This window comes from Xenophilus sp. (assembly GCF_044462705.1).
GTDB classification, from domain to species: Bacteria; Pseudomonadota; Gammaproteobacteria; order Burkholderiales; family Burkholderiaceae_C; genus Xenophilus; species Xenophilus azovorans.
The window spans coordinates 1-1,791 of sequence record NZ_JBIQNC010000077.1 but is presented as its reverse complement, the minus strand read 5'-3'; the positions used below and the strand labels follow the sequence as shown (position 1 = coordinate 1,791).

Annotated in this window: 1 protein-coding gene; it reads left to right on the top strand. The window is 77.1% G+C overall.

Features of this window, described 5'->3' with window-relative positions; all coding sequences use genetic code 11:
• Positions 1-1,704, top strand: a 1,704-nt coding sequence (locus ACIY1X_RS13200) for a heavy metal translocating P-type ATPase (protein WP_399681063.1), incomplete at its 5' end; no start/stop codon positions are given.
• Positions 1,705-1,791: the final 87 nt, after the last annotated feature.

The window sequence follows — 1,791 nt, the reverse complement described above, 5'->3', positions numbered from 1 at the left end:
CGCCGCATCGGCATGGACCTGCCGGTGTCGCTGGGCATCCTCATCACCTTCTTCGTCAGCACGGCCGGCACCTTCGACCCCGACGGGCCGCTGGGCCGCGAGGTCTTCTTCGACTCGCTGACCATGTTCGTCTTCTTCCTGCTCACCGGCCGCTGGCTGGAGGCGCGCCTGCGCGACCGCACCGCCGGCGCGCTGGACGCGCTGATGGGCCGGCTGCCCGACAGCGTGGAGCGCCGCGGCCCGGACGGCCGCTTCGCCCCCGTGGCCGCCCATCGGCTGGCGCCGGGCGACGTGATCCGCGTGCGGCCGGGCGAGGCCTTCGCCGCCGACGGGGTGGTGATCGAAGGCGACACCTCGGCCGACGAGGCGCTGCTCACCGGCGAATCCACGCCCGTGCCGCGCCCCTGCGGCGCCCGCGTGCTGGCCGGCAGCCACAACCTGGGCGCGGCGGTGCTGGTGCAGGTGGGCGCGGTGGGGCGGGCCACCCGCTTCGGCCAGATCGTCGCGTTGATGGAGGACGCCGCCACGCAGAAGCCGCGGCTGGCGCAACTGGCCGACCGCGTGGCGCGGCCCTTCCTGGCGGCGGTGCTGGCCGCCGCCGCGCTGGCCGCCGCATGGTGGTGGCCCGCCGGGCCGGGGCATGCGCTGATGGTGGCCGCCTCGGTGCTCATCGTCACCTGCCCCTGCGCCCTGTCGCTGGCGACGCCCGCGGCGATGCTGGCCAGCGCCGGCGAGCGCGCGCGCCAGGGCGTGCTGGTGGCCCGGCTGCAGGCGCTCGAATCGCTGGCCGGGGTCGACACGGTGGTGTTCGACAAGACCGGCACACTCACCCACCGCCAGCCGCGGCTGGCGCGCATCTACAGCCGCCGCGGCGTGCCGCCCGGCGATGCGCTGGCGCTGGCCGCCGCGCTGGCCGAGGCCACGCTGCACCCCGCCGCGCAGGCGCTGGCCGATGCCTGGCGCGCCCAGGGCCTCGCCAGCGACTGGGTCCTGGCCGAGGCGCAGGAGCACGCGGGGCAGGGCGTGCAGGGCCGCCTGCGCCCGCGCCGGCCCGGCGGCGCGGCGCGCGCGCTGCGGCTGGGCTCGGCCGCCTTCTGCGGCGTGCCGCGGCTGGATGTGCCCGCCATGCAGGTCCACCTGAGCGGCGAAGAAGGCTGGGTCGCGAGCTTCGTGCTGGAGGAGGACCTGCGCGCCGACGCCGCCGAGGCCGTGACTGCGCTGGGCGGCGAGGGCGTGCAGGTGCAGTTGCTCTCCGGCGACCGCGACGCCGCCGCCCGCCGCCTGGCGGACGGGGCCGGCATCGCCCTGGCGCGCGGCGACTGCCTGCCGGAGGACAAGCTCGACGCCGTGCGCCGCATGCAGACCGCCGGCCGCCGCGTGGCGATGGTGGGCGACGGGCTGAACGACGGCCCGGTGATCGCCCAGGCCGACGCCTCCTTCGCCTTCGGCCATGCGGTCGCGCTGACCCGCGCGCGGGCCGACTTCATCGTGCTGGGCGACGCGCTGTCGGCCATCCCCGCCACGCTGTCGCAGGCGCGGCGCACGCTGCGGGTGGTGCGGCAGAACCTCGCCTGGTCGGCCGCCTACAACGCCGTCAGCGTGCCGCTGGCCCTGGCCGGCTGGATGCCCGCCTGGCTGGCCGGGCTGGGCATGGCCGCCAGCTCGCTGCTGGTGGTGCTCAACAGCGCCCGGCTGGCGAAATGAAGCACCCCCCATGCGGCTTCGCCGCTCCCCCCTCTCTGGCGCCTTCGGCTTGGAGGGGGTCGCACCCAGCGGCCTGGCGAAGCCAGT